We start from the raw sequence: 23981 nt of genomic DNA, 5'->3' as shown, positions 1-23981 counted from the left end.
CATCTCCTGGGTGTGACGCTCGTCGCACGTTGCCGCCGCGCCTCCGCCGGCCGCTGTCACTCCGATCGAGATCCGATCTCGAAGGCCGCGCCGAACCGATCCGATGACGGGCACCGCGAAGGTGTCCCAGGGCCTCATCTGGTCGAGGCACGACCAGCGCCGACGAATCAGGCGCCCGCGTGCCTCTCGCCGTGTCCGGACCGGAGGCGCTCGGCGCTGGTCAGGCGACACTGACCGTCGACGCAGGAACGTTGCAGCCGGCCCCGCGAGACGGTTTGCATCAGACCGATCGCCCAGCAGGCCGGGCACCCGCGCAGTGCGAGCAGACCGACCGGTGCGAGCAGCAAGCCGAACATCCCGAATACGGGCAGCAACGCGATCGCGCCGATCAACGCGCCGAATCCCGCGACGCCGCGGACCAGGTGCCGGGGCACCGAGGCGCTGGCGAAGTTCTGCTCATCAGTCATTCTGTCCGCTCATTTCCGGAGTTGGGTGCGGTGTATTCCGCAGCTGGTGCTGCACCGTTGCCCGGGCGCGGTGCAGCCGAGACTTCATCGCCGCGACACTCAGGCCGAGCATGCCCGCGACCATCCGGCCGCTGTACCCCTGAACGTCTCGCATGATCAGCACTCGCCGCTGATCGGCAGGCAGCGCAGCGATCACCGCCGCCACCCGGGCGGCCTCGAGCCGCTGCACGGCCTCGTCCTCGGCCGACGCCACGGCGGAATCGGGCATCGGCTCGAATTGCCTTGTCACCGCACGCCACTGCCGCACACACTCGTTGCGGACGATGCGGAACATCCACGACGCCAGCGCACCGGAGGCCCGCAAAGTTCCGATCTTGCGGTAGAGGATGATCAGCGCTTCTTGTGCGGCGTCCTCCGCATCTTCGGCGGAGGCGCACAGTGTGTGGGCGAACCGGCGCACATGCGGGTACGAGCCGGATACCAGCGCGGTGATCGCCGCGGCGTCGCCTTCACGCGCCGCAGCGATCAAACGCTCGTCAGGCCAGGTGTGGTCAGCCACGCGAGCGGCTCCAGCGGCGAAGCACGGCAACGCTACACCAGCCCACCAGCACGGTCACCACGGCGATGGCGCCAACGATCACGACAACCTCCTCGATTCCTGCCGACCTGGTTGCCGGCACACCTATGAGAGGACCGGACATCACCAAAGGATTCACCCCGAATGTCAGCACAGCCGACAACGGCGACCACCCTGGACCCGAACTCGACCTTCTGGGCCGAGCGCTACTACCGGTCTCGGGCAGCAGGATTCCGGTGGCGCCGGGTGAGGTTTCGTCCGCCGGACGGCTCCGCTGCACCGTGCTGCCTGTCCGCGAAGCGACAGCCGTGGACGGGTCGAGCGCCCCGCCGATAAGGTGACGGCGACGGAATCCGAGGTGCCCGACCCGCGTCGTAGTTCGGTAAATGCTCCCACTTCGGAGCAACCTTCATCTGGATCGATGACGAGATCAGGGAGCAGGATTCGACCTGGGTCTGCGGCAACCACCACGGCCGCGCGCTCCTGCATCGTGTCGACGGCGTTCTGGGTCTGCTCTATACGGACTTCACAACGCTCACCGAGTGGTTACGGACGTCATCGCGGATACTCTGACCCGGTGCCTATTTCGTTCGACACCGGCCAGATGCAGCAGGTCGACAACGCGACCTGGCGGGACCCCCGGACCGGTGACATGGTGAACGTGACGTACTTCGGCCTCGTCCCGGACCTGCCCGCGCCGCTCGAGGATCTGACGACTCTGCGTCGTCGCCTGGCCGAGCGAAGCGCCGAGAACGGCTGCCTGATCGAAGCTTTCGTGGTGTGGCTGGACGCTCAGCCCGCGCTGTTGCGAATGGAGAAGCTGCCGTTGCCGAACCAGCCGCAAGGCTTGGTGTTCGCCGCGTCCGTGATCGTCCCGAAGGCCGACAGCAGCGCGGTGTTACAGATCCTTTGCCCCGAGACCGGCACCACCGGTCTGCGCGAGGCCGCGCTCGCGACGGAGATAGGTTTCGACAACATGTATCCGCCGCATCCCTACGCGCCCGAGGTGCAGGGGCGGCTGCCGTTCAACGTGGCCGACGACATCCGATGGGACGCGAGATTTCCCGGCCATCCGCTCAGCCGTGCCCGCCGCTGGATCGCGCACACCGTCCCCACCGCCCGGCTGGCCCCGCAATTCGCGGCCCTGCCCCCGTTCGCCGGCTGAGCGCCCGGTGACACCGGCACCTGCGTGAAGGGCCTGCGCAACTTGCTACCGTGACGGCGACAGCGGGCATCCCGCCGTTCGCAGCCTTGTGCTTCGTTCCGCTGTACCCGATGTTCCCGCGCACAGTTGAGGCGACCACCCCCGCGGCGACGCTCGAAAGTATCCTCGCTGAGGAATCGGGAGCGCCTGATCGCCAGTGGATCTGGTGTCGAGCCCGGCTGTATCAGGCACCTTCGCAAGGACTCTGCTCGAAAGCGGTGCTCCCCGGAACCGGTCCGGTCGAGACCGAAATGCCTCCGGGACACGAATTCGTCGTTCCATCCGAAGATCGTCGAGTAGCGCCAGTGGGTGATGCGTCGACGAATTCGAGGACCGTATGCGGCGCGATCCCATTTCGACATCCAACAGGCGGAGTTATAGCAGTAGAACCGCTCGCAGCACAAAGTTCCGGGATTTCCCAATGGTTGGAGTTCGCTTCCTCCTCTCGCAGCGAAACCGTATCTTCCAGCCCACGTCGACATTTCGGACCCGCGTGATGTCACCTTCGCCAGATATCACCGAGTGACGAGAACCCGCCAGATCATCCGCCGGGGTTCGCACGGGCACGGATGCGGTAGCTCTTTTGCTAGCCCGATTGGTATGCGCTGTTCAAGCCGGGTCCGGTTGGATAGCTGAGTGACACGGGCGGGCCCGAAGCGACGGATCTCGCCCTGGTGCCCCGGCGATGAACAACTCTTGCGGTGGTAGTACGGCCAGGTCGTATACTCGAAATATGGCGGATGAATCGTCCTCCACCGAATTTCCCGATGCGCCGGTTCTCGTGGTGCAGACCAGGGAACGCGTCTATCGGTTACGCGCCGGGGGCGCATATAATGTCGGCCGGGATCCAGAGGCCGACGTTGTCGTGACCGATCCGCGCGTATCTACCTTGCATGCCGTTCTGGAACGGGATGCGGAAGGTTGGAAAATCGAGGACGCGGGCAGTCTGAACGGAACGTTTTTCGACGGTCACCGCGTCGAGGAGATGGTGATCGACCACGACGAGACGTTCCAGCTGGGTCACGCCGTCAACGGCGAGCAGTTGGCCTGTTCCCTGGAAGGACAAGACGGGCGACCTGCCCCCGAGGCCGGTGGTGACGCCGGTGGAGACACGGTGCTCGTCTCCGATCCCGGGTACGACCTCGACGACGAAGCCACGGTTACGAAGTTCCTTCCCGGTCTCCCCCGGCGAGTTTCGCCTCCGACTGTTCACCCCACCGCAGTCGTCCGGATCACCGAGCCCACGCTCCGGATCGGGCGGGCCGCCGACAACGACATCGTCACCCCCGATCTCATGGTCTCCCGCCATCACGCCGAGCTGCGCACGATCGGCGTGGGTAAGTACCAGATCGTCGACCTCGGCAGCCACAACGGCACCTATGTCAATGGCTCCCGAGTCGAGACCGCGGATCTCGCCGACTTCGATTCGATCGGTTTGGGGCATACCACCTTCCGACTGGTCGGCGACGAGCTGCGCGAGTCCGTCGACACCGGTGAGGTGTCGGTTTCGGTGCAGAACCTCACGGTAAGGACACCGGAGGGCAAAGTGCTCCTGGACGGGGTGGGGTTCCCCATCCCGCAGCGCTCGCTCGTCGGGGTCATCGGGCCGAGCGGGGCGGGCAAGTCGACGCTGCTCGGCGCGGTCACCGGATTGCGGCCCGCGACGGAAGGGACGGTCCGCTACGACGGACGCGACCTGTACACCGATTACGACGAGCTTCGGCACCGGATCGGACTGGTCCCGCAGGAGGACATCCTGCACAACCAGCTTCCGACGCGGCGCGCGCTGCTCTACGCGGCCGAGCTGCGCTTCCCCGGTGACACGGGACGCGAGGAGCGCGAGCAGCGGGTCGACGAGGTCCTCGAAGAACTGGGCCTGGCACGGCACGCGGACACCCGCATCGACAAGCTCTCGGGCGGGCAGCGCAAACGGGTGAGCGTCGCGCTCGAGTTGCTGACCAAACCATCGCTGTTGTTCCTCGATGAACCGACCTCCGGTCTGGACCCCGGGCTGGACAAGACGGTCATGGAAATGCTGTCCGAACTGGCACACGACGGGCGGACGGTCATCGTCGTCACGCACAGCGTGGCGAACCTCGATTCCTGCGACCGTCTGCTGGTCTTGGTGCCCGGCGGCAAACTGGCCTATTACGGACCGCCGGCCGAGGGTTTGCAGCAGTTCAGGAAGCGCACCTGGGCCGAGGTCTTCCAAGCATTCGACCGCGATGAGGACCACGACTGGGCCGGTGAATTCCAGGCTTCGCCGCGCTTCGAGCAGTACGCGGCGGTCGCACCGACCGACGATGTCGGCCCCGCGCAAGTGCACGCCCCGGCGCCGCCGCCCGCGCCACAGTCCAAGTTCAGCCAGCTCAGCACGTTGTGCAGGCGATATCTGGCGGTGATCGCCTCGGATCGCAGCTATTTGGCGCTCCTCGGTGTGATGCCCGTACTGCTGGGCGGCTTGATCGCCGCGGTGCCGTCGGGCGAGGGGTTCAGCGGGGCGCCGGGCACCAACGTCGATGCTCCGACCAAGCTCATGGTCTTGGCCTTCGCCGCATGCTTCGTCGGCACCGGCAACTCGATTCGCGAGATCGTCAAGGAGCAGACGATCTACCGCAGAGAACGCGCCGCGGGTTTGTCGGCGGGGGTCTATCTGATGTCGAAACTGCTGGTCCTGGGGGTGATCACCACCCTGCAGGCGGCGGTGCTGGTGTTGGTCGGCACCATCGGGGTGAGCATGCCACCGAAAGGGCTGTTCACCTCCGTCGAGCTGGAGCTGATCCTCGCGATGGCGATGCTGGGCATCGCGTCGCTGGCTCTGGGCTTGCTGGTGTCGGTGGCGGTTGACACCTCGGAGAAGACGCTGCCACTGCTGATCGTGCTCTCGATGGCGCAACTGGTGCTCACGGGCGGGCTGGTGCGACTCCCCGGCACGCCCGTTCTGGAGCAACTGGCCTACATCTCGCCGTCCCGCTGGGGGTTCGGCGCGGGAGCCGCCACCCTCGACCTCGACACCCTCTCACCGCACACGGGCGCACCCGACCCGCTGTGGAAGAACACCCTCGGCACCTGGCTCGTCGATATGGGAGTCGTGGCCGGCCTGGGGGCCGCCTTCCTCGCTCTGGCTTGGTATCGCCTGTACCAGTTGCGCCCGCGTCGCCGCGGCGCCCGCCGCCCGAGGCTTTGACATCGCGGGCAGGTACGCCTGTCCTAGCCGCATTATCCCGTCAGTCAATGAGCCATCATGTAGGTCATTAGACGTGCGGAGAACGCTGGATCGAAGGGGCCTACAGCTGGACATCGCCTCAGCCTTGCCTGCGCAACGGCAGTCTGCAGGCGCTTATGTGGCCGAATAACTTGTCTCGTCATCGAAGGTTCCGCATCGAAGTCTTCACGCTTACACTGAGCCGTTATATAACGGCACGTTATCCAGGTGCGCGTGAACGGCCCGTTCGCCGCCCTCGACGAATGGATATCGACATGGTGGCGGTTTCGGCGAAATCTTCCGACTGGTCTTTCGAGCGCAAAGGCACCGAGTGGGTCACCGATGAAGAGCGACGAGGCAAACCCCGGACCCTCTTCTGGCCGTGGGCCGGCACCAGCTGCAACGTGCTCTTGGTGTCGTTCGGTCCGTACGTGACGGCGCTCGGTCTCGACTGGCATCTGGCCGCTCTGGCCGCGGCGATCGGCGCGGCCCTTTCCTTCCTGCTGCTAGCTCTGGTGTCATTGGCCGGACAGCAGGGCGGGGCGGCGACCATGGTGGCCGGACGGGCGGCGTTCGGATTCCATGGCAACAAGGTCCCGACCGCGATCAGCTATCTGGCATTGGTCGGATGGGAGACCTTCTCGGCCGTCCTGGCGACGCTCGCCGCTCGCACCGTGATGCGTCGACTCGCCCCAGCCGCGGATACCAGGCCGCTGATGGTCTTCACTCTCCTCACCGTCATCGCGGTGAGCACGGCCCTCGGAATCTACGGCTGTCATGTGATTCTGCGGATCCAGAAGTGGTTCGCCCTGACGTTCACCGCCCTCACCATCGTCTACATCGCGCTGACCCTGCCCAGGATCTCGTTCGCCACCCATGGCCATGGCGGCCTGGGCACATTCGCGGGCGGAGTCCTGCTGATCGCCAGCTTGCTCGGTCTCAGCTGGGTCAACTGCGCGGCCGACTACACCAGGTATCTGCCTCGCGAGACCAGCAAACGCGCACTGGTGGGATGGGTCACCTTCGGCGGCACCGCCCCCGCGGTAGTGCTGATGGGATTCGGGACGCTGCTGGCGGCGGGCGACCCGGAAGTCGCGGTCCTCGCCGAGACCGACCCGATCAGCGCGTTGTCGGCACATCTGCCCACGTGGTTCCTGGTGCCGTACCTGATCCTGGCATTGGTCGGCTTCGTGTCCGGCTCGACCATCGGCCTGTACTCCTCAGGGCTCGCGCTGCAGACCTTGGGCGTGCGGATGCCTCGGCACTACACCGTGCTGATCGACGCGGTTCTGATCGGCTGCGCCGGCGGATATGTCGTTTTCGCCGCTCCGGGCTTCTTCGCTCCGTTCCAAGCATTTCTGACCACTACGGCGGTCGTCATGGCCGCCTGGTCCGGGATCTTCGTGGTCGACCTCTGGCAGCGCCGCCGCGTCGGATACGACCGGACTGCGCTGTTCAGTCCGGTCGGCGGCTACGGCGGGGTGAACCGCGCAGGAATCGGCTGTCTCTGCGTGGCTGTGATAGTCGGGTTCGGGCTGATCACTTCCCCCGATCCGCACATCGGCCCGCTTCTGGGATATCTGTTCACCCCCGCCGCCCGAGCGAGCGGCCTGGGCAGCAGCAACCTCGGCATCTTCGTCGCCCTTGTCCTTGCCGCGCTGGGATACGCGGCGCTGCATCGAGTGCGCCCGGTCGCCGAGCCGCCCCTCGGCGAGAGCCGGGAAACCGAGCCGGTCCGTGTGGGTGCGTAGACGCGACCGTCGTCGAGCCCTCATCACTCCGAATCCAGGCCTGACCGTCGTGTGACAGCAGCGTCCCGGCGCTGCGCGACCGGTCGATCGAGTTGCTGCTAGCATGCTAACTTGCTAGCATTGATCCATGGGCGAGGAAGTGAAGCAGTTCAACGTCTATCTGCCGGTCGAGCTGATCAAGCAGGTCAAGTACCGGGCGATCGAGTCGGAGATGTCGTTGTCGGCCCTGGTCACCGACGCGCTGCGCGCCTACCTCGCCGATGAGCACCCGCAGTCACCGTCTGGAGAGGATCGACAATGACGACCGAGGGCATCGAGGCCGTATTCCTGGAGACCCACAACTGGGGCAGAATGGCGAAGTTCCTGCAGGGATTGGGTTTCGCCGTGGAGTTCGAGACCGATCACCACTCCGGCCAGTTCCGCAACGGCGACGGGCCGTACGTCTTCGTCGCCGAGGTCCCGCCGACGCAGCAATCGCGCACCCGACTGATGCTGAAGGTTCCGAGTTCGCAGGAACCTCCTGGCGACGGCGTGGAGATCGTCACCGGCTTCGAACCGACCCACTACGGCACCCAGGAGATGACCGTCCGCGACCCGGACGGGCGACTGTGGAGCCTGCAGGCGCCGGGCGAGGAGTGAGGCAGTGGCACACGAGACGATCACGCCGGACAGCACCGCCGTCCGGGTAGCGCTGTGGCGTGCCGTGCACGTCCTGGACGACCCGCCCCCGCACGTATTCGACGATCTCACCGGCCTGCGCCTGGCCGCGCCCGAGGAAGGCTGGCGGCGCCGGCCGGACATGGATCCGCAGACCACCGCACCGATGCGCGCAGGCATCGTGTCCCGTGCCCGCTTTCTCGAGGATCTCCTCGCCGAGCAAGCCGAGCGCGGCGTGGATCAGTACGTCGTACTCGGCGCGGGGCTGGACACCTTCGTTCAGCGCAGGCCCGCCCTCGCCGCACGGTTCACCGTCTTCGAGGTCGATCAGCCCGGTCCCCAGGCGTGGAAACGGCAGCGTCTCACCGAACTCGGTCTCGACATCCCGCCGTGGCTGCGGCTGGTGCCGGTCGATTTCGAGGTGGACGCGTGGTGGCTGCGGCTGATCGAGGCCGGCTTCGACCCCACTCGCCCGGCGCTGGTCGCCTCCGCCGGGGTCTCGATGTACCTCACCCGCGAGGCGAACATCGCGACGCTGCGACAACTTTCGAAGCTCGCGGCGGGCTCCACCCTGGCCGCGACATTCCTGCTGCCAGTCGAACTCGTCGACGCCGACGAGCAACGACTACGCCGGTTCGCCGAAGAGGGCGCCCGCCGGTCAGGCACCCCGTTCCTCAGCTTCTTCCGGCCCGAGGAATTGGTGAAACTGGCCGAAGACGCCGGCTTCGCCGCCGCCCGGCACATCTCGTCCGCCGAGCTGACCACCCGCTACTTCGCCGACCGGACCGACGGCCTGCGGCCGGCCGAATCGGAGCAGATCGTCATCGCGACGACTTGATCGGCACCAGCACGCCCAGGGCCGTCCCACCCGACGAGCCGCGGAACAGCCCTGGGCTCGGCTCGGCGCGGCACATCGGCCATCCCGACGTACTCGGCCGACTTCGCTGCAATCTCCTGCGCCGCAACACAAACGACCCCATGGACAGCGTCGGATCGAGTTCGATCGCGCTGCGGCCCATGGTCGCGGCGCTGCTGGTCGCGTCCCCGCCATCGCCACGGCACGGCGGACGACTCTCGGTGCGGGCAGGCGCGATGGCGGGCAAGATCTCCTCCGCCGCATTGGTATTCGCTCACGACGAACTGTGGCAGGTCTGCGTCATCGGCCTTCTCCTCGACGCCGGCTACGGACTGGCCTTCGCGGCCTTCGGCCGAGCAAACGCCGGATGCTGCGATCTGTTCGAAACAGACTCGGAGAGGCATGTCCGGGAAGTATGGGGGCTCGGACACCGCCGCTTCCTTCTGGCGACCCGCTTCGGACTCGACCGCTTGACCTGCCTACTGCCAGATGAGAGCACTGCTCTCTAAAGAGCACGTCAGTCACTGGAGGTAGCTGTGTTCGGCACGGTCAAAGCGCTCAATGCCGTCCTGATGTTCTTCCTGGAACTGAGCGTGCTGGCGAGTGCCGGATACTGGGGTTTCACCGAGAATGCGCAATGGCCGATCAAGGTGGCGGCGGGCATCGGCGCCCCGGTGCTACTGGGGGTGCTGTGGGGGCTGTTCGCCGCCGGCGGCGGGACCAATGCCAGCTTCCCGCTGCACGGCCCAGCTCGGATGCTCTTCGAACTGGCGTGGTTCGGCGCCGGTGCGGTGGCGCTCTACGGCGCCACCTCCCTGCCGCCGGCCGCAGTCCTGTTCACCTGCTATCTCGTCAACGGCGCACTGCGCCTCGCGTGGAATCAGGTGTAGTCCCGAAGGCGGTGCCACGGCCGGAATATCTGGCTTCTTGCGGTTCGGTCCGCAGGACCGTGGCAAATTGGGAGGTTTCGTAGGCGCTTCGGCTGATGTTGACAGCCGGTGGGGGTCGCCCTATGTTTCATCGCGCCGGCGCGATGTGCCGGTGATACAACTGCTCCGCTGTCGTGACGAGAGGTCGTCGATGTCGGCACAATCGTTGACGAGCCACAGTCGGTTCGGCAGACATCGTGACGGTGTTCTGCGTTTCCTGAAATCCGGCATGGTGACCACCGCGCTGGTCGTCGCGATCGCGGCGCCGAGTGCGACGGCGCAGCCGAACGGGCCGGAACGTACCGAGACAGCGGTCGCTTCCTCATCGCCGATCACAACCGTGACGGAATCGGTTGTCACCCTTCGAATTCCCTTACCGGATTCGGTCGGGCCGCATCCATCCACCTGTGACCGGCTGTCGTATCTGCGCTATCGGGATGCCGCGGGTCCGGCCCGCTCGGCGGACGCCGACGCCGTTCTGGTGGCGCAACCGGGGATCTTCGAAGGCGCGGGCGCGTTCGACAGCGTCGCGCGCAATACCGTTGCCGCGGCGGCGAAGCAGGGCAGGCATCTGGAGTTCTGGGCGTTGGATCGCCGCTCCAACTGCCTGGAGGACCATCTCGGCATGCAGGCCGGTCTCGCATCGCGCGACGTGCACCTCGCGATCGACTATTACTATCGCGGCGCCGATGTCGACGGCCGCCGCTTCGGCGGCGTGGTGCCGAACGAGCAGCTCGGGTGGCTCGGTCGGGTCGGTGTGGCGCAAACGGTGCAGGACCAATACGATCTGCTCACCGCCGAACTGCCGGATCCGGAATCGCGCAAGCGAAAGACGCTGTGCGGCGGCCATTCCCTGGGCGGAGTCCTCACCGCGTTCTTCGCCGAATGGGATTTCGGCGGTGTCGCGGGCGCCGACCAGTGCGCCGGTTACTTCGCCCTCGACTCCTCGATAGACACCTCGCTGTCCGCCCTCAACGGCATCCCGGACATCCTCGACCTCTCCGTCGGCGGCATCGGCTCCGCCGCGGCCGATGCCGCGCTCGACGGCGGTGTGATCCCCCGCGTACTGGCCCTGCCCGCGGTCATCAATCCGGAGACGATGAACCTGCTCGGCATCGCGGGGCTTGCCGCGTATCTCGCGCCCGACACCGAATCCGATCTGGCGGCTTACGTTCCCAGCAGCCTCAACCAGGAAGCCACCTACCGCGTCCTGGTATCGCGGAATGTGGCGGCCGCCGTCACCGGCTCGCCGTCGGTGCGCGATTTCCGGATCACCAATGCCGCCGCACTCGGAGCGTTCCTCGACGCCAACTCTCAGCCGCTGGCGCTGCTGCAAGCCGGATTCGGCTTCTTCGACGGCGGCACCATAGTGGACAAGGACTTCCCGCTTCCCGGTGACGTCTCCGCGGTACCGGCGCTGCGCGGGCTCACCGGCATGTTGTTCGGCCCGGATCGCAAAGCCATCCCGGATCAGCCGAACGGCCCGCTCTACACCTGGCGCGACTACGACGACCCGGCCGTGGCCGCAGGCGCGGCGGACCGCCACGGCGTACCGTTCACCGACGCCACCCATGAGGTCACCGACATCGCGGACCTCTCGCGCAGCCTGGCGGCGCAACCGCTGGACTTCACCGAGTGGTATTTCCCGATGAGACTCGCGTTCGACGTCTTCCAGTCGCAGGCACCCGAACTCACGCGGCACCGCATGCACCTCGGCGGCGTCTTCGCCAATCCCACCATCAACCTGATCGGCGGCGCAGGGGTGGTCGTCGCGGCCGGGGCGCGTGGTCACGGCGAGACGATGACCGCCCCCGGCTACCACCACATCGACGTGCTCACCGCCGCCGCGAGACAATCCGGCGGGCAACCGGAGATCATCTCCACCAATCTGGCCCGCTTCGCCCTCGAACGCGTCGATCGGCCCTGAGTGCCCGCGCCCTATGCGCAGCCCGCAACCGCCGAAGGCGTGCCCTCAGGCGACCAGCATCTCGCTCGATACCCGCCACAGCCGGGCGGCGGCGTCGGGATCGAGCGCGTACGCGGCGACTCCGTTGCGGGCGCTGAGCACGCCGACCTCGGCTTCGCCGCAGTCCTCGAAGTAGCGTCCCCCGACGCCCTCGAGCAAGGGCGAGGTCGCGACCAGAACGGACGTGGCCGCGCCCTGCTGCGGCGTCTTCCACATCATGCGCGCCCCGCCAGCGGCCGCCCGGAGCTGCGCGAGTTCCTCGTCGGACACGTGGCGCTGCAGATTGGTGCGGATTCCGCCGGGCATCAGCGCGTTGACCGTGATGCCGTCTTCGGCCCATCGCCGGGTCGCTTCCACGGCGAACAGCACGTTGGCCGTCTTGGACTGCCCGTAGGCAGACCACGGATCATAGGGGCGGCGCTCGAAGTGGATGTCGTCGAAAACGACCGGTGACCGGTGATGCGCACTGGAACTCACCGACACGACGCGCGCACCGCCCGCCGCGGCCAGGGCCCCGTGCAGGCCGGTGGCCAGCGCGAAGTGGCCGAGGTGGTTGGTGGCGAACTGCATCTCCCAGCCCTGCGGTGTGCGCGTCAGCGGCGCGGCCATCACACCGGCGTTGTTGATCAGCATGTGCAGCGGTCCATCCCATCCGGCCACGAACGCCGCGACGGACGCCTGATCGGACAGATCGAGCGAAGCGACCAGCACCCGCTCGTTTCCGGTGGTGCCGGCGATGTCGGCCGCGGTGCGTCGCCCCGCCTCGAGGTTGCGGACGGCGAGGGTCACCTCGGCACCGGCCCCGGCCAGTGCGCGCGCCGTCTCGATGCCGATCCCGGACGAGCCGCCGGTGACGATGGCCCGCCGCCCGGTGAGGTCGATCCCCGCGATCACCTCCGCGGCGGTCGATTCGGCGGTGAACGGGGTGATGATCCGGTCGGTCATGACAGGTCCCATCTCGTAGACTTGAACCGGAGGACACTCCGGTACTCCTGTAACCGGAGGATCCTCCGCTTTGTTCCCGGGAGGACTCGATGACATCCGCACGCCCGCTGCGCGCCGACGCGCGACGCAATCGAGACCGGTTGCTCGAGGTCGCCGTGCGCGCGTTCTCCCACGAGGGACCGGAGGTCACGCTCGAAGCCATCGCCAGAGAAGCGGGCGTCGGCATCGGCACGCTGTACCGCCACTTCCCCACCCGGGAGGCCCTCATCGACGCCGCCTACCGCAACGAACTCGCCCGGCTGTGCGATTCGGTCGACGATCTTCTGGCCGCCCTCCCGCCGGACCAGGCGTTGCGCACGTGGATGGACCGTTTCGTCGACTACATGACCGCCAAACGCGGGATGGGCGACGCCCTGCGCGCACTCATCGCCTCCGGTGGCAACCCGTTCTCCGAAAGTCGCGACCGCCTGACCGCCGCGGTCACCACCCTGCTCCGAGCCGGCGCGTCGGCCGGAACGCTGCGGTCGGACGTCGCGCCCGACGACGTGCTCGTCGGCCTCAGCGGCGTCTCGCTCGCCACCGAGAACGCGGAACGCCGGGAACAGGCGGGCCGCCTGCTCGACCTGCTCGTCGACGGCTTACGTCCCCGCCCCTGAGCCCTGACCACACGCGGGCAGCACCGGGCGCTCACTCCCCCGGGACTCCGACGCGCTCCCGAGACCTGCTCGACGCCTCTACCGCTTCCGCGTCGACTGGAGCAAGCAACGCCACCGCATCGGCGGCTCCCTCACCCGCCTCGAATCCACAGGCTGGGGTCACCCGCCACGCCCTCGATCTCACGCCCCCCGGGAGCCCGGACACCGCACCGAGTCCCCGGCATAGATTTCGCGGAGCTCGCCTATTTCGATCTGGCTGACCGTAATGCTGGCCGGGCGAGGGTGAGCGTGGTTTTCTCTGAGCCGATCGTCGGATTCGCGAAAGGCTCTGTGATGAAGGACCGTGTTATCCCGCGATTTGCCTTCCGCGCGCCGTCGGGAGTCGAACGCGCGGCATCGATTACTCTTTGACGGCTCGCGCCCCCGGACGACCGATCGCAGACAGGCACGGCCTGATCTTCGGCTGACGATGGGAATGCCGTGAATTTTTGGAACTACATCCGAGGGCGGGGCGAAGTTCTTGCGTTCCTCACGTATCAGCATGCCTCCCTGGCGTTCCAGACGGTCTTGGTCGGAACGGTCGTCGCCGTCCTCGTCGCGGTGGCCGTATATCGGCTCCCGCTGTTGTCCGCGCTTTCGCTGACCTCCAGCCGGGTGGCGCTGACGATCCCGTCGCTGGCACTGCTGGCGATCCTGCTGGTCCCGTTCGGACTGGGCGTGGTCCCGTCCTTCGTGATGCTCGCGTTCTTCGCGGCGCTGCCGGTGATCGGCAACGCGATCGTGGGTTTGCGGTCGGTGCCCGCCTCGGTCGTCGAATCCGCGCGCGGGATCGGCTTTTCGCGATGGCGCATTCTGCTGACCGTCGAATTGCCGATCGCCTGGCCGGTGATCCTCACCGGCATCAGGGTGTCCACCCAGATGATCGTGGGTGTCGCCGCCATCGTCGCCTATGTCCTCGGACCCGGCCTCGGATCGCTGATCTTCAACGGCCTTTCCCGCCTCGGTGGCGCGAACGCCTTGGAGATGGCACTGACCGGCACCATCCTCATCGTCATCATCGCGCTGGTGTTCGACGCGCTCCTCGTCCTGCTCGGACGCCTCACGATCGCAAAGGGACTGTCATGACCGACGATGTGACCAGTCGGCCCGTACCGCCTGCACCGGAGCGCAACGTCACCGGTGCGTCCATCCAGCTGGACTCGGTCGTCAAGCGCTACAAGGGCCAGCAGAAGCCGGCGGTGCAACGCCTCGACCTGGAGATCGAGGCGGGCGACATCGTCGCGTTCGTCGGCCCGTCCGGGTGCGGCAAGACGACCACCCTCAAGATGATCAACCGGCTGATCGAGCCGACCGAGGGCCGGATCTTCATCGGCGGCCGCGACGTCACCAGGGAGGACCCCGACAAGCTGCGGCAGTCGATCGGGTATGTGATCCAGTCCGGCGGCCTGTTCCCCCATTGGACGGTCGCCAGGAACGTCGGCGCCATCCCGCGGGTGCTCGGGTGGGACAAGAAGCGGATCGCCGAACGCACCGAGTACCTGCTCGATCTGGTCGGTCTCGACCCGGGCATCTTCGCCGACCGGCTGCCGAAGGACATGTCCGGCGGGCAACAGCAGCGGGTCGGCGTCGCGCGCGCGCTCGCGGCGGACCCGCCGGTGCTGCTCATGGACGAGCCGTTCGGCGCGGTCGACCCGATCACCCGGGTTCGCCTGCAGGACAGCCTGATCGCGATCCAGCACGAACTCGGTAAGACCATCGTGCTGGTCACCCACGACTTCGAGGAGGCAACCAAGCTCGGCGACAAGGTGCTCATCCTGTCCGAGGGGGGTCACGTCGAGCAGTACGCGAGCCCCGAGGAGATCCTCACCGATCCGGCCACGCCGTTCGTGGAGGAGTTCGTGGGCTCCGGCGCGAAGCTGGCATATCTGACCGTGTCGCGGGTGCGCGACGTCGCCTACGACGAGGTGATCACCGCGCGCGTCGGCGAGCCGGCGCACAGCGTGATCGAGCGCGCGAAGACCGCCGGACAGACCTGGGTCGTGGTCGTCGACTCGGCCGGACGGCCGCGGTCGTGGCCCTCGCTCGACGAATTGGCGACCAAACCGGAGGTCTCCGACTACCTCGATCGGCGATTGCCCGTCGTCGCACGATCCTCGACCCTCAACGACGCGCTCGACGCCATGCTCGCCACCAGCCAGGGCGCCGCGCTCGTCACCGACGGTCGCGGCGCGGTCCTCGGCTCGCTTGGCATCGGCACGGTCACGGAGGTGATCCGGAACAAACTCGCCGAAGGGCGCGCCGACGAGGAGGACCTCTCCTACACGACCTACGTCGACGGAACCGACCCGGCGCCGACCCCGGTGGTCGCCGCCGACGACGAACCCGGATCGGCCGGGCAGTCATGAGCCGCCTGCGCCGCGTCCCGCTCGACGTATGGTTCGAACCGATCATCATTCTGGTCATCGGCGTCGGATACGCCATCTGGTATCGCTCGACGACGTTCACGCCGACGGAGAAGGCGTCCCTCGGTTGGGTCAACCTACAGACCACGATCCTTCAGCACGTGAAGCTGACCGTGGTGGCCACGGTGATCGTGGTGGTCGTCGCGATCCCGCTGGGCATCGCGCTGACCCGGCCCGCGTTTCAACGGCTCGAGCCCATCGCCGTCAATATCGCCAATGTCGGCCAGGCCGCACCTGCCGTCGGCCTGCTCGTCTTGTTCACCTTCTGGCTGGGCACCGGATTCCGCACGGCGATCGTCGGTCTCGTCGTGTACGCGGTGCTGCCGATCCTGCAGAACACGATCGTCGGGCTTCGGCAGGTCGATCAGCGCACGATCGAGGCGTCGCGGGGCATCGGTTATTCGGCTTCGCGGACCCTGTTCCAGGTCGAGCTACCCCTCGCGGTGCCGGTGATCCTCAACGGGGTGCGCACCGCGCTGGTGATCCTGGTCGGCACCGCGACGCTGAGCACGTTCATCGGCGCGACCAGCCTCGGCACGCTGATCACGACCGGCGTCACCCTCTTCCTGCCGAAACTGCTCGTCTCCGGCGCGGTTCTGGTCGGGCTCCTGGCCTTGCTCATCGACTGGCTCGGCAGATTGGTGGAACTGGCCGCGACCCCACGAGGTATCTCATGAGATCGCCACGAGCACGGGTGGTCACGGCGCTGTCCGCGCTCGTCGTAGCGGCGATGCTCGCCGGGTGCGGCCTGGTGAGCTCGTCGGGAACCTTCCACGACGCGCGTCTGCCGGACGGTGAGCGGCCGCTGGACGGGGCAAAGCTGGTCGTCACCTCGAAGAGCTTCACCGAGGGCGTGCTACTGGGCAAGATCACCGCGACCTACCTGGCCGCGGCGGGCGCGGAGGTCACCGACCTGACCGGGGCGCCGGGTTCCGCCTCGTCTCGGCAGGCCCAGCTCAACGGTGACGCCGACGTGCTCTGGGAGTACACCGGCACCGGCTGGGTCAACTACCACAACCAGACCGAGACGATCTCGGACCCGAACGAACTCTGGCAGCGCGTCCACGACATCGAGAAGCGCGACCACGACCTGGAGTGGCTGCCGCCGGCCGAGTTCAACGACACCTATGCGTTCGGCGCGTCGGCGCCGACCGCCGAACGCCTGAAGGTCCGGTCGCTGTCGGACGTGGCGGCGCTCCCGGTCCCTGATCGGACGTTCTGCGTCGACGACGAATTCTTCAGCCGCTCGGACGGTTTCATTCCGATGCTGCGGAAGTACGGGATCCCCTACAACGATCCGAACGGTGTGCCGTCCGGCAACGTCACACGGATGGACGCCGGTGTCGTCTACACGGCCACGGCCAAGAGCGCCCCGTGCAATTTCGGCATGATCTACACCACCGACGGCCGGGTGAAGAACCTGGATCTGGTCGTGCTCGACGACGACGAGAAGTTCTTCCTGCCCTACAGCGGCACGGCGGTCGTGCGCGGCGCGATCATCGACCGCTATCCGCAGTTACGCACTCTGCTCGGAACGATTTCCGACCACCTCACCGACGAACTGATGCAGGACCTCAATGGCCGCGTCGACATCGATGGTGAGGATCCGGCCGACGTCGCTTACGACTGGCTGAAGAGCGAGAAGCTGATCCGGTAGAAGGCGGTCAACCTCTTTCCACTCCCAATCTATAGCGCACCGGGGGGCTTGCGGCAAGACCCGGGTCATGCCGCAGAATCGCTGGCCGTGGCCAGAACCTGCGGAAATGGGAGTAGCGAAATTCGGGACGAAAGCAGTGTCCGCGTGAACTACGCAGGATCGTCGAGCCGGAAAGAGGTGGGATCTGTGTCGGCTCAGGGGTACGAAGACGAATTGCGGTCCGAGCGCACCTACGTGGCCGGGCTCTACACGCGGCTCGATGCCGAGCGCGCGCGAGTGAAGGGTCGCTACGCCGCGGCGTTGCGGGGAACCGGCGGGACGCCGATGGAACGTGATGTCGAGGTGCGCGCGCTGGCCAAGGAGGCGAAGCGGCTGGACGTCGCGGACAACGGGCTGTGTTTCGGCCGCTTGGACACCCTCTCGGGCGAACACTCCTACATCGGCCGGATCGGCCTTTTCGACGAGGAGAACGAGTACGAACCGCTGTTGCTCGATTGGCGGGCGCCTGCCGCGCGCGCGTTCTACGTCGCCACCGCCGCCAGCCCGGAGAACATGCGCAGACGCCGCCAGTTCCATACTCGCGGGCGCGGAGTGGTCGATTTCACCGACGAGGTGCTCGGCCGCCCCGGTGGCGGCGAGCGAGGCGACGCGGCGCTGCTCGCGGCGGTCAACGCGCCGCGCGGTACCGGCATGCGCGACATCGTGGCGACGATCCAGGCCGAGCAGGACGAGATCATCCGGCTCGACCACCCCGGTGTGCTGGTGATCGAGGGCGGCCCCGGCACCGGGAAGACGGTGGTGGCGCTGCACCGAGTCGCGTACCTGCTCTACACCCAGCGGGAGCGGATGGAACGCAACGGTGTTCTCGTGGTCGGCCCCAACCCGGCGTTCCTCGATCACATCAGCCGCGTTCTACCATCGCTGGGTGAGACGAACGTCGTGTTCATGACCACCGGCGACCTGGTGCCCGGTCTGCGCGTCACCGCCGAGGACACCCCGGAGGCCGCCCGGCTCAAAGGCGCGCTGCAGATCCTGGACGTGCTGGCGGCAGCGGTGGCCGATCGGCAGCGGCTGCCGGAGCAGCCGCTGCCGATCGAACTGACCGACGTCACCGTGCGCATCGACGCCGAGACCGCGGAGTGGGCCAGGCAAGAGGCGCGCGCGAGCGGGCAGCCGCACAACGAAGCCCGTGCGGTGTTCCGCGAGATCGTCACCTGGGTGCTCACCGAACGGGCGATAGCCCGGATCGGCCGCGGCTGGCTGACTCGGCAGGAGCGCGACGCATGGGAGAACCTGCGCGCCGACCTCATCGCCGAACTCGCGGACAACGACCAGTTCACCGCCGCACTCGACGAACTCTGGCCGATCCTGACGCCGGAAACTCTGTTGGCGCGGCTGTACGAGTCCCCGGAGCGCTTGGCGGCGGCAGGCGCCGACGCGGCGCTGTGGCGCGCCGACGGCGACGCCTGGACGGTCTCGGATGTGCCGCTGCTCGACGAGTTGGTCGATCTGCTCGGCCGCGACAAGTCGGACGACCGCGCGGCAGAGCGGGAACAGCACGCCGAGGCCGCGTACGCGGCCGGCGTGCTGGACCTCCTCGTCAGCCGTGAGGACCTGATGGACGACGAGGACCACCTGCTCGCCCAGGACATGCTCTACGGGCACGATCTGGCCGATCGCTTCCTCGAGCGCGACACTCGCGAGCTCGCCGAACGCGCCGCCGCGGACCGGGACTGGACCTACCGGCACGTCGTGGTCGACGAGGCCCAGGAGCTGTCCGAAATGGACTGGCGAGTGCTGATGCGGCGCTGCCCCGGCCGCTCCTTCACGGTGGTCGGCGACCTCGCCCAACGCCGGTCGGTCGCCGGAGCGACCTCGTGGCACACGATGCTCGAGCCGTACGTGCCCGGCCGGTGGGTCTACCGGTCACTGTCGGTGAACTACCGCACCCCGGCCGAGATCATGTCCGTCGCCGCCGCGCTGCTCGCCGAGTTCGCGCCCGGGGTGCAACCACCGGAGTCGGTTCGCGCGTGCGGCGTCCAGCCGTGGTCCAGGCGGGTCACCGAGCACGAATCAGCCACGGCCATCGCGGATTTCGTACGCGAGGAAGCCGGTCGCGAAGGTACCAGCGTCGTGATCGGTCCGCCGGATGTGCCGGGCGCGGTGGCGGCGTCGGAGACCAAAGGCCTGGAATACGACGCCGTCCTGGTCGTGGAACCGGAACGGATCCTCGCCGAAGGACCGCGCGGCGCGGCCGAGCTCTATGTCGCCCTCACCCGCGCCACCCAGCGTCTGGGCGTCCTGCACCAGGGGCCATTGCCGCAGGTTCTGACCGGACTCGCCGAATACGGCGCGGCGGGCGGCCGCAACCGCCCGAGCGGAGACCTTTCGCACTCCTACCCTTCCGGGTAGAAGACGAACAATGTGCAGCCGGTCGTGGTCGCGGGCACATGCCACGACCCGGCCGGGGCGTGCAGAAAGGTCCCGGCCGGGTAGTCGCGTGCGCCGTCGTTGAACGTGCCAGCGACCACGTAGACCTCCTCCGGGCCGGGCTCGTGGACATCGCGGCGCGGCCACGAGGTACCCGGGTCCATCTCCAGCACGTTGGCCTGTGCTCCGGAGGGGCCTTTCCAGAGGTGACGTAGCCGGATGCCGGGGAAGAGTTCGCGGACCGGTGATTCGGTGACAGAGACGGAGGTGTAGCCCTCCTGGGCGAGGATCTCGGGGTGCATGCCTCCCACGGTGCCGCGCGCGGCGATGCCGGGTAAGTGTCCGGTCAGTCATCACAGGGTATTTTTCTGCCATGCATCGTGTGGTGGCCCTGGTGCGGCCGCTGCAGTCGACGTTCGAACTCGGCTGCGCCGCCGAAGTATTCGGGACCGAACGGGCCGGCGTGCCGCAGTACTACGAGTTCGAGGTGTGCGCGGAGAGGCCGGGCCCGGTCGCTACGACGTCCGGCTACGCACTGTCGGTGTCGCGGGGACTGTCGGCGCTGGCCTCCGCGGACACCGTGCTCATCCCCGGTTGGGCGCCGGTGGACGCACCGCTGCCCGACCGCGTGCGCCGCGCGCTGCTGCGGGCGCACGCTCGCGGGGCACGGCTCGTCACGATCTGCTCCGGGGTGTTCGCGCTGGCGCGCACGGGACTGCTGGACGGGCGTTCGGCGACAACACATTGGGCACGCGCCGCCCAGCTGGCACGGGAGTTTCCCGAGGTTCGCGTGGAGCCGGATGTGCTCTACGTGGACCACGGCGATGTCGCTACGAGCGCCGGTGCGGGCGCGGGTATCGACCTGTGCCTGCACTTGGTCCGGCAGGACCACGGCGCCGCCCACGCCGCGCTCATCGCGCGGCACATGGTGATGCCCCCGCACCGCGAAGGCGGCCAGCTACAGTACGCGCCGCCCCCACCGCCCGCCGACGCGCTGGACGGCCTTCTCGAATGGGCCGGAGCGCGCCTCGGAACACCGCTGTCGGTGAGCGATCTGGCCGCGCAGCTCAGCGTCTCACCCCGCACGCTGGCCCGGCGCTTCGCCGATCAGCTCGGCACGAGCCCTGGCGCCTGGCTGCTGTCACGCCGGGTGGCCGAGGCGCGCCTTCTGCTGGAGGAAACCGAGCTGCCGGTGGAGGCGATCGCGGCACGCGTCGGCCTCACCTCGGCGGTGAATCTGCGCCGCCGCTTCCGCGCCCAGGTGGGTACCACCCCGGGAGCCTACCGGCGCGCGTTCCGGAGCCCGTAGGGCACGGAGATCCCCTTCGACACCGTCACCGCCCGGCCGGCCGGCACAGACTGACGGAAGACGAGGTCGGCGCACAGCGGGCTCGGCCCGGAAAGAGCTGCGTTGGAGCGGGTCCCGGCACCGCGGACGGCGCGGGAATGCAGGTTCACCCCACCGGGCGCTCGCTTGCGGGCAGCCGGCAGCCCACGGTCGCGGTGATCGTCATCGACCGGGTGTCGGCGAAGACCGACAGCTCGGTATTGCTGTCCCACTCCGCACCATCGGCCCCCTCGAACGTGACATGCCGGTCCGGCGAGGAACCACCACCGGGCAGCACGTCCGTCGCGCCCACCGACGCGGCCGGCGCGCGGGCCGTCTCCTGAAACCCCGGCCACGCTCCCTCGGGCAGCGAGCCGTCGGCTCGGTAGCGCGGCAGGACGACACGCCTGCCTCCGGTGTGCTCATAGAGGCCGTAACAAGGGCCCAGGGCTCGCTCCTCGCTGCGGGTCCACCGCAGCGCCGGTTCGATCGCCGAGGCAGCGGCCGCGATCTGCTCGACCACTGCCGCCACCTGATGTTCCGCTGTCTCCGAAGACGGCAAACCGGCCAATTCGGCTGTCGCAGCGGCGATCTCCTCGGGGGACGGGGGCGGGGCGGGCTCACCGAGCAGGGTGGCGCATCCGCCCGTCGAAACCGCCACCGCGAGCGCGGCGGACCAGCGCAGTGCGGCGGCCGGCCTGCGCAGTCCGGTCATCGTCGCCTCCCACAGTCCCTGCGGCCGCACACATCGTGAGCGCGCTTTCGCCGCAATCGTATTCGGGGCCGGCGACGCGAGAGCCATGTCGCGGCACGCCCGCGACTTTTCCCTCCCACGGTAGGCCGACGGACGCGGCCGGGCGGTTCGGCGGCGGAGAAGATCTCGCGAGCCATTGACTCAATGAAACAATCTTTGTACTTTTGCATCATGAGCGAGGGCAGCGACGGCGTCGACGAGCGAATCATGGACGCCGCGCTGGAACGCATTCTGCAGGTCGGGATCCGCCGGGCCAGCCTCGAGGACATCGCCCGCATGGCCGAACTCAGCCGGATCACCATCCATCGCAGGTTCGCGGGCAAGGACAACCTGATCGAGGCGGTACTCGCCCGCGAGACCCGCCGCATGCTCGCCGAGGTCACCGCGATCGCGGCCACCACCGCCGACGTGGACGCCCAGATCGAGAACACGATGCTGTACGTCCTGCTGCAGACCCGCATCCACCGGCTGGTCACCCAGCTGCTGCGGGTCGCGCCCGACGAGGCGTTGCGCTTTTCCACCGTGCAGGGCGAACGCCTGGTGTCCATCGGAATCGAGTACATCGTCGGCATGCTCACCCATGCCCAGGCCGCGGGCCTCGTCGACGACTACGACCCGCGCCCGGTCGCCGAACTCGTCGCCCGCCTCGCCCACTCGCTGATGCTCACCCCCGGCGGCGGCAGCGTCGACTTCACCGACGACGCCCGCGCCCGCGCCTTTGTCCGCACCACCATCGTGCCGTTGATGAAACACGGCATCGCCCGCCCCGACGAGGAGCCCACCCATGACCACGTCCGCGACCATCCCGGCTCGGCACCCCGACCGGCCCCGTAAAGCACCCGGTCTCGGCCCGTTCGCCGCGCTGCTGCGCATCGGGAAACCGTCCCCGCAACGCTGGCGGCTGCTCGGAGAATCACTGCTCGTCGGCGACGAGCCGATGGACCGCCTCGTCGAGTGGATGTACGCCGAAGGCATGGCTGCCACGCGGCCGTTGTTCGAGCGGGCACTCCGGTCGGGCATCGACAGCATCCCCGGCGCTCCCTCGCCGCTGCGGGACTTCTTCACCGTCGTCGAGGACACCCCGGCGTGGGTCGACCCGGACCTGTTGCGCGAGGGCGAGCGGGTGTTCCGATCCGGCGGCAACGACGGGCTGTATTTCGCGCGCGACGTGTCTTTCATCGGCGGCTACCTGGCCTCCGGGTTCAACAAGACCCTCCTGCGCACCGGCGCCCTGGAGAAAGGCCCTGCCCGCCGGTTCGCCGAAACCTTGCAATGGGCGATGGACGTCTCCACCGAGAACGGCATGGACCGTTACGGTGTCGGCTACCGCTCCACCCTGCATGTGCGGCTGATCCATTCCCTGGTCCGCAGGCACGTCGCCGCCATGCCCGACTGGCGCACCGACGAATGGGGGCTGCCGATCAACCAGACCGACATGGCCGCCACCCTGGTCGGCGCCCTGCTCGCACCCGTCGTCGGCGGCATGGCGCTCGGTGCGATCCTCTCCCCTCGCGAGCTGGCCGCCGCAGCCCACCTCACCCGCTACGTCGGCTGGCTCATCGGCGTCGAAGAACACTGGCTGCCCAACGGCTTCCGCGACGGCATCGCCATCCTCGACCACTGCCTGACCGCCATCACCAATCCCGACGAGACCAGCCGCCAACTCGCCCGTCCCATGGCCGACGATCCACTGCACTGGTCCTACCCCGGCCTGCCCGGTCTCCGAGGCCGCCTCGCCCGCGCCCAGCACCTATCGGTCAGCAGCGCCTTCCTCGGCCCCAAGGCGATGCGCGTCCTCGGTCTGCCCGCGTACGTCCCGCCCTGGTACCCCGCGTTGCGCATCCCCGTCAACCTCGTACGCACTGCCTACATACACCTGACCCCCGGCGGACTCGACCGCGCCGCCATCCACGGCCGCAAGCAGCAGGAAGCCTTCCTGCAACGCCTGATCGGCGAAACCAGCGCCACGATCGGCCACTCCGCGCCGCGACTGGACCGAACCGCCTGACCACCCACCCGGGGCGGCCAGTCAGAGAATTTCGCGCTCTTCGGCTGACCGCTCGGCTGCCCGGCCGAGAAGGCAGCGACTGGTTTCCGATCGTCCTCACGCACGAGCTGTTCCACCCTCCGCCCTAGGA

At 67.9% G+C, this 23981-nt stretch carries 24 protein-coding genes; 18 read left to right on the top strand and 6 right to left on the bottom strand.

Annotated features, from left to right (window positions below; translation table 11 throughout):
• Positions 1 to 167: 167 nt before the first annotated feature.
• Both NA8_RS08425 and NA8_RS08420 read right to left on the bottom strand, forming a co-directional pair.
• Positions 168 to 467: a hypothetical protein gene (locus NA8_RS08425; RefSeq protein ID WP_063049806.1), complete on the bottom strand. Its 300-nt coding sequence runs from the start codon at positions 465 to 467 to the stop codon at positions 168 to 170.
• Positions 460 to 1026, bottom strand: a complete 567-nt coding sequence (locus tag NA8_RS08420; RefSeq protein ID WP_063049805.1) for an RNA polymerase sigma factor — start codon at positions 1024 to 1026, stop codon at positions 460 to 462. The genes NA8_RS08425 and NA8_RS08420 overlap by 8 nt, the downstream gene beginning before the upstream one ends.
• A gap of 595 nt (positions 1027 to 1621) precedes the next feature.
• On the opposite strand from NA8_RS08420, the gene NA8_RS08415 reads away from it, so the two are divergent.
• The 8 genes from NA8_RS08415 (at position 1622) to NA8_RS08380 (ending at position 9607) form a co-directional block, all read left to right on the top strand.
• A complete protein-coding gene (locus tag NA8_RS08415; RefSeq protein WP_084466619.1) occupies positions 1622 to 2209 on the top strand; it encodes a hypothetical protein in 588 nt (195 codons plus the stop codon).
• 772 nt (positions 2210 to 2981) lie between these two features.
• Entirely contained in the window at positions 2982 to 5435 is a 2454-nt protein-coding gene (locus NA8_RS08410; protein ID WP_063049803.1) for an FHA domain-containing protein, read from the top strand.
• Positions 5436 to 5728: 293 nt separating this feature from the next.
• Positions 5729 to 7204: a purine-cytosine permease family protein gene (locus NA8_RS08405; protein WP_169810472.1), complete on the top strand. Its 1476-nt coding sequence runs from the start codon at positions 5729 to 5731 to the stop codon at positions 7202 to 7204.
• 127 nt (positions 7205 to 7331) lie between these two features.
• Positions 7332 to 7505 (top strand): ribbon-helix-helix domain-containing protein, encoded by a 174-nt coding sequence (locus NA8_RS08400; protein ID WP_062970169.1) that lies wholly within the window; start codon positions 7332 to 7334, stop codon positions 7503 to 7505.
• Positions 7502 to 7843, top strand: a complete 342-nt coding sequence (locus NA8_RS08395; RefSeq protein WP_063049801.1) for a hypothetical protein — start codon at positions 7502 to 7504, stop codon at positions 7841 to 7843. The genes NA8_RS08400 and NA8_RS08395 overlap by 4 nt, the downstream gene beginning before the upstream one ends.
• 19 nt (positions 7844 to 7862) lie before the next feature.
• Positions 7863 to 8699, top strand: coding sequence for a class I SAM-dependent methyltransferase (locus NA8_RS08390; RefSeq protein ID WP_245663724.1), 837 nt, complete (start codon positions 7863 to 7865; stop codon positions 8697 to 8699).
• 140 nt (positions 8700 to 8839) lie between these two features.
• Positions 8840 to 9226: a hypothetical protein gene (locus tag NA8_RS08385; protein WP_157106588.1), complete on the top strand. Its 387-nt coding sequence runs from the start codon at positions 8840 to 8842 to the stop codon at positions 9224 to 9226.
• A gap of 27 nt (positions 9227 to 9253) precedes the next feature.
• Positions 9254 to 9607 (top strand): YrdB family protein, encoded by a 354-nt coding sequence (locus NA8_RS08380; protein WP_245663718.1) that lies wholly within the window; start codon positions 9254 to 9256, stop codon positions 9605 to 9607.
• Positions 9608 to 9727: 120 nt separating this feature from the next.
• On the opposite strand, the gene NA8_RS34915 is transcribed toward NA8_RS08380, so the two are convergent.
• A complete protein-coding gene (locus NA8_RS34915) occupies positions 9728 to 10006 on the bottom strand; it encodes a hypothetical protein (protein ID WP_169810467.1) in 279 nt (92 codons plus the stop codon).
• On the opposite strand from NA8_RS34915, the gene NA8_RS08375 reads away from it, so the two are divergent.
• Complete coding sequence (locus NA8_RS08375) at positions 9987 to 11573, top strand: hypothetical protein (RefSeq protein WP_245663717.1); 1587 nt, start codon at positions 9987 to 9989, stop codon at positions 11571 to 11573. The genes NA8_RS34915 and NA8_RS08375 overlap by 20 nt on opposite strands.
• Before the next feature lie 45 nt (positions 11574 to 11618).
• Here the strand turns inward: NA8_RS08375 and NA8_RS08370 are convergent, their stop codons facing one another.
• Entirely contained in the window at positions 11619 to 12557 is a 939-nt protein-coding gene (locus NA8_RS08370; protein WP_063049798.1) for an SDR family NAD(P)-dependent oxidoreductase, read from the bottom strand.
• A gap of 89 nt (positions 12558 to 12646) precedes the next feature.
• Here NA8_RS08370 and NA8_RS08365 point away from each other — a divergent pair, with 89 nt between their 5' ends.
• The 6 genes from NA8_RS08365 to helR all read left to right on the top strand — a co-directional run bounded on the left by NA8_RS08365 (position 12647) and on the right by helR (position 19744).
• A complete protein-coding gene (locus NA8_RS08365; protein WP_063049797.1) occupies positions 12647 to 13213 on the top strand; it encodes a TetR/AcrR family transcriptional regulator in 567 nt (188 codons plus the stop codon).
• A gap of 480 nt (positions 13214 to 13693) precedes the next feature.
• Positions 13694 to 14338 (top strand): ABC transporter permease, encoded by a 645-nt coding sequence (locus tag NA8_RS08360; protein WP_063049796.1) that lies wholly within the window; start codon positions 13694 to 13696, stop codon positions 14336 to 14338.
• The gene (locus NA8_RS08355) at positions 14335 to 15618 is read left to right on the top strand and encodes an ATP-binding cassette domain-containing protein (RefSeq protein ID WP_063049795.1); all 1284 of its coding nucleotides are present in this window, start codon (positions 14335 to 14337) and stop codon (positions 15616 to 15618) included. Before NA8_RS08360 ends, NA8_RS08355 begins: the two co-directional genes overlap by 4 nt.
• Positions 15615 to 16352: an ABC transporter permease gene (locus NA8_RS08350; RefSeq protein WP_157106587.1), complete on the top strand. Its 738-nt coding sequence runs from the start codon at positions 15615 to 15617 to the stop codon at positions 16350 to 16352. The genes NA8_RS08355 and NA8_RS08350 overlap by 4 nt, the downstream gene beginning before the upstream one ends.
• Positions 16349 to 17332: a glycine betaine ABC transporter substrate-binding protein gene (locus tag NA8_RS08345; RefSeq protein ID WP_063049794.1), complete on the top strand. Its 984-nt coding sequence runs from the start codon at positions 16349 to 16351 to the stop codon at positions 17330 to 17332. The genes NA8_RS08350 and NA8_RS08345 overlap by 4 nt, the downstream gene beginning before the upstream one ends.
• 186 nt (positions 17333 to 17518) lie before the next feature.
• Positions 17519 to 19744, top strand: coding sequence for an RNA polymerase recycling motor ATPase HelR (gene helR, locus NA8_RS08340; RefSeq protein ID WP_174550059.1), 2226 nt, complete (start codon positions 17519 to 17521; stop codon positions 19742 to 19744).
• Here helR and NA8_RS08335 read toward each other — a convergent pair.
• Positions 19729 to 20064 (bottom strand): cupin domain-containing protein, encoded by a 336-nt coding sequence (locus NA8_RS08335; protein WP_040872161.1) that lies wholly within the window; start codon positions 20062 to 20064, stop codon positions 19729 to 19731. The two genes, helR and NA8_RS08335, sit on opposite strands and share 16 nt — an antisense overlap.
• A 71-nt stretch (positions 20065 to 20135) precedes the next feature.
• Between NA8_RS08335 and NA8_RS08330 the strand changes: the two genes are divergently transcribed.
• On the top strand, positions 20136 to 21071 hold the full coding sequence (locus tag NA8_RS08330; RefSeq protein WP_063049793.1) for a GlxA family transcriptional regulator: 936 nt from the start codon (positions 20136 to 20138) through the stop codon (positions 21069 to 21071).
• Between the two features lie 145 nt (positions 21072 to 21216).
• Here NA8_RS08330 and NA8_RS08325 read toward each other — a convergent pair whose 3' ends face one another.
• On the bottom strand, positions 21217 to 21804 hold the full coding sequence (locus NA8_RS08325) for an LppA family lipoprotein (protein ID WP_169810471.1): 588 nt from the start codon (positions 21802 to 21804) through the stop codon (positions 21217 to 21219).
• A 210-nt stretch (positions 21805 to 22014) separates the two neighbouring features.
• Here NA8_RS08325 and NA8_RS08320 point away from each other — a divergent pair, with 210 nt between their 5' ends.
• Positions 22015 to 22677: a TetR/AcrR family transcriptional regulator gene (locus tag NA8_RS08320; RefSeq protein ID WP_063049791.1), complete on the top strand. Its 663-nt coding sequence runs from the start codon at positions 22015 to 22017 to the stop codon at positions 22675 to 22677.
• Positions 22628 to 23851 (top strand): oxygenase MpaB family protein, encoded by a 1224-nt coding sequence (locus tag NA8_RS08315; protein WP_063049790.1) that lies wholly within the window; start codon positions 22628 to 22630, stop codon positions 23849 to 23851. The genes NA8_RS08320 and NA8_RS08315 overlap by 50 nt, the downstream gene beginning before the upstream one ends.
• Positions 23852 to 23981 lie beyond the last annotated feature (130 nt).

This window comes from Nocardia arthritidis NBRC 100137, from assembly GCF_001612765.1.
Lineage (GTDB): Bacteria > Actinomycetota > Actinomycetes > Mycobacteriales > Mycobacteriaceae > Nocardia > Nocardia arthritidis.
Note: the sequence above shows the minus strand (reverse complement) of the source record. Positions and strands in the feature narration are given on the sequence as shown.